The sequence below is a fragment of the Bacillus timonensis genome (genome assembly GCF_004799755.1).
Classification (GTDB): domain Bacteria; phylum Bacillota; class Bacilli; order Bacillales; family Bacillaceae_L; genus Ferdinandcohnia; species Ferdinandcohnia timonensis_A.
The window spans coordinates 1-7,350 of sequence record NZ_SLUB01000100.1 but is presented as its reverse complement, the minus strand read 5'-3'; the positions used below and the strand labels follow the sequence as shown (position 1 = coordinate 7,350).

Sequence of the window (7,350 nt, the reverse complement as noted above, 5' to 3'; positions counted from 1 at the left end):
AGATGTGTATAAGAGACAGGTTTTAGGTATACAATATTAAAATAAGTCATTATTTCTATAAGAAAACAATCTTTCTCTCTATCTTTAAGATAGGTTTCAAAATTACTGAGACGGTGAATAGATATTGTTTATCTACATTACGTAAAAGAGAAAAACGAATTGTAACACCATATGGTCAACTACAAAAATGGTTTCCAGACTAGGAAGTCATTTTTCTCTGGATTTTTCTGGGAAAAATTGCGGGTAGACAAGCAGAATTATAATATGAATGATTTTAAAAATAGTTTATTTAATTAAGGGTGCGTTGATCCATGAAGGATGACGCATCTTTTTGTTGACTAACGCCCAGGATAGATGAAGTTGTAGTTTAAAGGGTGTGTAAATATATGGTAAAATATATTTTGTTAGATTATGCAAATGAAATTAAAATTTATTCTGATTGAGTAATTAAAACAAAAGATAGGTACCTTTAACGAAGGAGATACACTGTGAATAAAGAAAATCTTTTATTTGAACAAGAATTCATACCAATAATATTGGGAGCAAGCATCGGAGTTTATAGTACAGCTCGTTCTTTTCATGAAGCTTATGGAGTCATATCAATAAGTGTCTGTAGATATTTAACAGGACAAATAAATCATTCTGAGATAATAGTGCCAATTGTTGAGAGTAACATGGAAGACGAAGAGGTATTATTAGAATGTCTAAATAAGATCACTCAGACATACGCTAATACACCAAAAATGATTATTGGTAGTGATGAATGGCATATTGAAATGATTGTAAATCTCAGAGATAAACTTGATAATAGTTGGATTATTCCTTATACGGACAAAAATAAATTGCAAAGAGTAATTGATAAAACTAATTTTTATGATCTATGTGATGAACTGGATGTAGATTATCCTAAGTATATTTCCTTAGAAAATAAACAGTTACTAAATAATAATCTCCCTTTTCCTTTCCCGGTCGTTGTAAAGCCAACTAGTAGAGTATTATATGAATCATTGAAGTTTACGGGTAAGATGAAGGTTTTTACAGCTCATGACAGGGAAGAATTGGACGGAATCATTTCATTGCTAAGGGATGCTGGATATAATGAAAACTTAGTAATCCAAGAATATGTTCCAGGTGATGATACAGCAATGCATATATTAACACTTTATATTGGTCAAGATGGTCAAACCAAACTAGCCTCTTTCGGACAAACATTACTTGAAGACCACACTCCAGGAGGCATAGGTAATCCATTAGCAATACGGACTTTCCGAAATGATGAAGTTATTAAACAAGCCGAAAAAATAACGAAATATGTTGGATATGTTGGGTTTGCTAATTTTGATTTAAAATATGATGTACGAGATGGAAAGTATAAGTTTTTTGAATTGAATCCCCGTTTAGGGAGAAGCAATTATTACTTGACTGCTGCAGGTAATAACCCCACTTGTTATTATGTAAGTGAATATGTAAATCATGAGGATCTAAAGTACACTGTAGCTGAAAAAGAAGCTTTATACTCCATAGTGCCCAAAAGGCTACTATTAAGCTATGTTAAGGATAAAAATCTGAAGAGTAGAATAAAGGAACTATATAAAAAGCGCCTTGTAAAGAATCCATTGTTTTATTTTTCAGTAGAAAAAAATCTTAAAAGATTGTTTTATGTAGTTGTATCTACTCTTAATTACTATAGAAAATTCAAGAAATATCCACCGACTAGTGGAAGAATTAATAAAAGTTCATAGCCATAATTCGTTGAAATTAGGGTATTTTTTTGCGTGAAGAACTTATACTGAAAATGGTGATGCATGTTCAAGGAATGAATCATGAAATCTTTGTTAAAGGTTTATTATGATGAAGGGGCAGAAAAATTAATCAGGAATTTATATTTAGGGGGATATAAATGAGGGAATATGAAATAAAGCATATAAATAATCTGATACATATTGAGCTCGACAGATTAGTAAAGCAAAGCAAAGATGAGGGGTTTCGTTTTGTAGAAAGATTATTGAATGATTATAAAAATGGTAGTAATACTTTTGACCATAATGGAGAAGTGTTATTTGGTGTGTTTAATGAAGAAGGTGTACTTGTAGCTATTGGTGGATTAAATAAAGACCCATTTTCAAATGAACATAATATTGGTAGGCTAAGAAGGTTTTATGTCAGTAAAGAGTGTAGGAGAAACGGCATAGGAAGCCTTTTGGTAAGAAGGATAATTGACGAAGCCAAAAAATATTATAAAATTTTGGTGCTGCATACAGATACCGAACAGGCTGATAAATTTTATACTTCCATTGGATTTGAAAAGGGAAATCTTTATCCAAATTCAAGTCACTATATGGAGATCTAAAGCTAAATTTTTTAAAACTACTGGGTGCGGTAATTCAAAAAGGATTAATGCACTTTTTGGTTGAATTTATCAACTAACGATTCTCTATATCGGAAAACAAATAGAGGATAAAGATTGGACAATATTAAGCATTCGTTTGCAGTATATAACAGGGTAAGGTCAAGAAATTCCAGAAGCATCAGAAGAAATTGTATACCTATGTGATCCGATTTTATAAATTAAAATTTCTTAGATTTAAAAATGTACTTAAAAAAGGGAAGGAGAAAAAATGATAAATTATAATGGTCGTAGATTTGTTTCAATTGAAAATACAGCTAACGGTGAAGTTTCTTCAAAGACTATTTTTGAATACAAACAAGAGGGGCCTATCATCTCAGCAACATATAGTGGAGGGGAAATTGTAAAGGGAATATTGATTGGAGTAATAAAAGAAGACGGTCGCTTAGAGTTTAGATATAATCACGTTAATAACAAAAATGAAATTAGAGGCGGAAAATGCGTTTCTACGCCAGAAATCCTATCAGATGGGCGAATTAGGTTATATGAAAATTGGAAATGGATTGACGCTAAAGCCACTGATGGAAATTCAATTATTGAGGAAATTAGTATATAAAACTAGTATCGGGTGCGATTCTACCATAACAAAGGATCACTTTCCTTTTTAGGCGGCATACAATTCTAGCCATTTTAATGAAGCAATTCAGGTCAAACATGTTCTAATTTCAGAAGCGTTGCTAAATTATTAGAGGAATTATTTCCGTATAAGACAGTTCGTAACAGTTGTTAAAAATTTTGAATACCGGGGAGCGTTGATCATAGATTGGATTAACGCTATTTTTATAGGATTTTTTGAAGTAACAGTGTGGGTTAGTTGAACAAGGATTATATACGGTATGTGTCGAAATAGGTAAGTAGATACATTGGTTTAAAGTTTAAGAATTACGTTCAGTGGGGGCAACTATAATGTATTTACGTATTGAACAGTATGTTGCTATTTTACTTTTACTATCATTTGGAGCGTTCTTTCTATTGGCATCGTGGATGGGTGGAACGAATGAACCATACAGAGATTTATTACTTACTTTTGCAGTTGTTCATTTTATTATGTGGAAATTAATAACTATAAAGCAGAATGAAGAGAAAAAGGAAAAATAGTTCATCACAATAAGATGCTCAATTAGAGGATATTTTCTAAAAAAGAAGAAGGAGGAACTTTTTATGCTGTTTATGCTGATTGTCAAAGCTTCGAAGAATTCGGAAGCAGGAAAACTTCCGAGCTCTGAGCTCATGGAAGCAATGGATAAGTACAATGAGGATTTAGTTAAGGCTGGCGTACGGGTTATGGCTAAAGGACTTCATCCAAGTTCAAATGGGATTCGCATTTCGTATCCGATACCAGGGGAAAATCCTGTGGTTACGGAAGGTCCTTTTACGGAATCGAAAGAACTGATTGCCGGGTTCATTTTAATTGATGTGAACTCGAAAGAAGAAGCCATCGAGTGGGCAATGAGGATGCCAGACCCACAAGGACATGGGGAAGGTCAGATTGAACTGCGTCAAGTATTTGAGGCGCCCGTACAAACTAATAAACAGTAATGAAACAAGTAATTTTTCGTTCTAAGAAGTTTGATCCCAGAAACCAAGGTGAAAAGCTAGTTTTTCCTTTTTTGATTATTGTTGCTCTGAAATTATTAGTTTGTGAAGAAATATACTTTAACTAAAAGTGCGATGCTCCCAAGAAAGAAAATCGCCTATTTTTGTTGAAAATATTAAGTAAACGTTCAGTTTACTTTAACTATTGTTTCTTAGTAAAAGGGATTGTTATAGATACCGTTAAATCATAGGGAGGATTGAAAATTGAATACTATAGAGGAAGTATTAAATGCCTATTTTTCAGCTTGGAATGAAGGATTTATTAGCAAGAATGGTGATGGAATTAGAGGGTATATGTCAAAGAGTTTTGTAGGATATTGGGCTCATTCAAATATAGATAAACCGGAACCGTACTATTATGACTATGATCTCAATAGTGTACTGAGTCAAATGGACAATGCTGAAAAAAGTATTGAGATATATTCAATCACCGAACGTAAAAATGGAGAAGAATATTTAATTTTGGGTAGAGAAACAAACACAATAAATGGTGAACCATATACTGCTCAATGCATGTTTGTTTGGACAAAAGAAGATAATGAGTGGAAATTATTGAGAGAATATATTGAATTGGAAAGGTAGGTTTTTCTTTCGCTAATGAGATAGTGAGGATTAATGAAGATCATTTAGAATTTTATGGGGAAATCACAAATGAAATTATGAAGAAAGGATGATTTAATGAAAAATATTTTAACCATTATCATTTTTGTAACCGTTATCGGTTTATTGGCGTTTGCATTTATACCTGGTTTCATAGATAAATATCAATCAAAAACTGCTGCTAAAGGTGTTTTAGATAATGTAATCGACCAAGACTATCAAGCTGCGTTTGAAAGGGTTTATTTTTATGATAAAGCAATAGATTTAGAGCCGATAATCTCATATGAAGATGCTAAAAGTAAATGGATTCAACGTGTGAAGGATTTAAGGGAACAAGGCATTTATCTTGTTGATTACAACCAGCTACGAGTCGGTTTAGATGACACATATCCAAAGGGAACCGTTGATTTAGTTATTATGCAAAATGGTGAAAAGAGTGTAAAAAAAGATGTTCAATTGTGGTTTGGTCCTAGTGAAGATAAGTGGAAGTTAGGAAATTTTGATTATCGTCAGGATGACATTGAGGAAGAGTGGGAAAATGCTTTAAGTGGAAATGTCAACTAAAGGATTATCGCTTAGTTTAGTTGAGCCAAGAACAATATTAGTTGGGGATACCGCTAAATATAAATTTTGATGATTTTAGTGGTTTGGGTGAACTAACAAAAGTGGAAGTTGAAGAAAAAAATGGATGTAGTAGGGGAGAGAAATATGGTCATTCGCAAACTAAATATCAATGAACAGCCCCCAATGGATTTGTTGTTATTAGCTGACCCTTCAAGGATGCTCGTTGAGGAATATATGCAAAGGGGAGAATGCTTTGTAGCTGAAAGCGATGGTCAAATCGTTGGGGTATATGTGCTACTTCCGACAAGACCTAAAACAGTGGAGTTGGTTAATATAGCTGTAAAGGAAACCCACCAAGGCAAAGGATTGGGGAAACAATTGGTAATGAATGCAATTAAAGTAGCTAGGACCATGGGATACAGAACTATAGAAATCGGTACTGGAAATTCAAGCATCGGACAAATAGCACTCTATCAAAAATGTGGTTTTAGAATCACGGGTGTTGATATAGATTTTTTCATTAAGCACTATTCGGAAGCAATTTTCGAAAATGGAATACAGTGTAGGGATATGGTGAGGTTAGCACAGGATTTATAGATGTAAAAAGGAAAGACGTATGAACTAATAAATATAAAATTGCTAACATACATTGTTGAATTACTTATTGATTAAACGGTTAGGATGATTGAGCAATTACATTCGTCCAGAGAGGGAAGTTTATTGGTTATTAATATAATTGTTTTCTGGATTGTCTGGGGCGCATTATATATTTACTTCTTAACACCATTTAAAAGTCTGGTAACTTTTGAATCTCACAAAGACAGTGAAATAGCATTTAAAAATGTTTTTAAAGATAGTTTAATTAAAATTGTGATGCATAAAAAAGCGATCCTCGCTCTACTAATGTTGATCCTTACTTTAGTTTTTATCTGGTCTTATTACTCACAACTTGAATGGTATAATCTTGCTCATGGTGTAGGGGAAGTGTCTACAAAACCAAACTACTAGGAATATACTACATCGTCTGTGTAATAATATACTCGGCATTACTCTATCTTTTTTTAGCACTTAGAAGAACCTTAGTGTTCATAAAAAAGCCTAATTAAGATAAAGTTCAAGTTTTCATTATGGAAAAATATACAAAAGGTATTTATTATTTGGAAGGTGTGAGTAGCAAAAATGCATAATTGTATAGGACTTTCTGGAAGTGTGATTATGACAGATCCAGATAAATTCCCATTATTATTTATTAATGAGAATGTAAGTCATATTGAGATTGGAGAGTTTCCAAGTGAAGAGTCGTTACATAATTTCTTAGAATTATTACATAAGAAAAATCTTACATTCGGTCTGCACTCCCCCTTGTATAGAAACCAAAGTAAATATGATTTGCTTGAAAAAGTACAATTTGAACCTGAACAGGCTTGGGAACAGTTTGAATCAGAAGTTAAATATATGTCTCAATTAGGGGCTGAGTATATTTTAGTCCACTTTCCTTATTTTAAAGAAGAAAAAGACATAGATACCACTGAAATGATTGAAACTGGATTAAAAAGATTACATACACTCCAAGAAAGGTATTCTATATCTATTGTTTGTGAACCGAAACTGGGTCTTAATAGATCAGCGTTTGGGATAAAAGCTCTTGATCAGTTTCCAATCGAGATTTGGGACAAGTATGGCATAAAACTTTGCATAGATATAGGGGATTACTTGTTAGCAACTGGTGATAACGCATTAGATTATATAACGAAATGGAAAATGCATATAAAAGTAGTTCATTTGCACAATGTAGAGTTTCATAATGATAAATACATATGGGTACCTGTTCACCCATCTCATGAAAAAGACAATTCACATTTTAAGGTAATGGACCTAATTGATACGCTATCGAAAAGTTCGGGTGTGTTTTTTAATTTCGAACATACACCACATACAAATCCAACAGAATTATTTGTTAATGAGGGAATTAGTTGGGTAAAGGGAATCATTAGAGGATAACCAAATTATGAGCCTGGCCAAAGTGGTGCGATAATCTAAAAATGGATTATCGCTTGTTTTCGTTGAAAAAGGTGAATTTAGCTAATATGTCGAATGTTTAGTGATATTGGAAAAATCAGGGGGTGTCTTAATGTTTTGGTATATAGCAGCTGCTGTATTTGTTCTGTCTCTTATACACATCT

General features: G+C 32.8%; 10 protein-coding genes. All 10 read left to right on the top strand.

What is annotated here, in order from left to right:
* Positions 1–488: 488 nt before the first annotated feature.
* Positions 489–1,742, top strand: a complete 1,254-nt coding sequence (locus E1I69_RS23555; protein WP_136381937.1) for a carbamoyl phosphate synthase-like protein — start codon at positions 489–491, stop codon at positions 1,740–1,742.
* A gap of 158 nt (positions 1,743–1,900) precedes the next feature.
* Complete coding sequence (locus E1I69_RS23550; protein WP_136381936.1) at positions 1,901–2,350, top strand: GNAT family N-acetyltransferase; 450 nt, start codon at positions 1,901–1,903, stop codon at positions 2,348–2,350.
* 268 nt (positions 2,351–2,618) lie between these two features.
* Positions 2,619–2,963: a n-acetylglutamate synthase gene (locus E1I69_RS23545; RefSeq protein ID WP_207308604.1), complete on the top strand. Its 345-nt coding sequence runs from the start codon at positions 2,619–2,621 to the stop codon at positions 2,961–2,963.
* Between the two features lie 350 nt (positions 2,964–3,313).
* Positions 3,314–3,505 carry a hypothetical protein gene (locus tag E1I69_RS23540; RefSeq protein ID WP_136381935.1) on the top strand — a complete coding sequence of 64 codons (192 nt, stop codon included), beginning with the start codon at positions 3,314–3,316 and terminating at the stop codon, positions 3,503–3,505.
* Positions 3,506–3,568: 63 nt separating this feature from the next.
* Positions 3,569–3,946: a YciI family protein gene (locus E1I69_RS23535; RefSeq protein WP_136381934.1), complete on the top strand. Its 378-nt coding sequence runs from the start codon at positions 3,569–3,571 to the stop codon at positions 3,944–3,946.
* Between the two features lie 261 nt (positions 3,947–4,207).
* Positions 4,208–4,585 (top strand): nuclear transport factor 2 family protein, encoded by a 378-nt coding sequence (locus E1I69_RS23530; RefSeq protein ID WP_136381933.1) that lies wholly within the window; start codon positions 4,208–4,210, stop codon positions 4,583–4,585.
* 96 nt (positions 4,586–4,681) lie between these two features.
* A complete protein-coding gene (locus E1I69_RS23525) occupies positions 4,682–5,167 on the top strand; it encodes a hypothetical protein (RefSeq protein ID WP_136381932.1) in 486 nt (161 codons plus the stop codon).
* 144 nt (positions 5,168–5,311) lie between these two features.
* Positions 5,312–5,764 (top strand): GNAT family N-acetyltransferase, encoded by a 453-nt coding sequence (locus tag E1I69_RS23520; RefSeq protein ID WP_136381938.1) that lies wholly within the window; start codon positions 5,312–5,314, stop codon positions 5,762–5,764.
* A gap of 123 nt (positions 5,765–5,887) precedes the next feature.
* Entirely contained in the window at positions 5,888–6,175 is a 288-nt protein-coding gene (locus tag E1I69_RS23515; protein WP_161974971.1) for a hypothetical protein, read from the top strand.
* A 171-nt stretch (positions 6,176–6,346) separates the two neighbouring features.
* Positions 6,347–7,168 carry a TIM barrel protein gene (locus E1I69_RS23510; protein ID WP_136381930.1) on the top strand — a complete coding sequence of 274 codons (822 nt, stop codon included), beginning with the start codon at positions 6,347–6,349 and terminating at the stop codon, positions 7,166–7,168.
* The last annotated feature ends 182 nt before the right edge of the window (positions 7,169–7,350 follow it).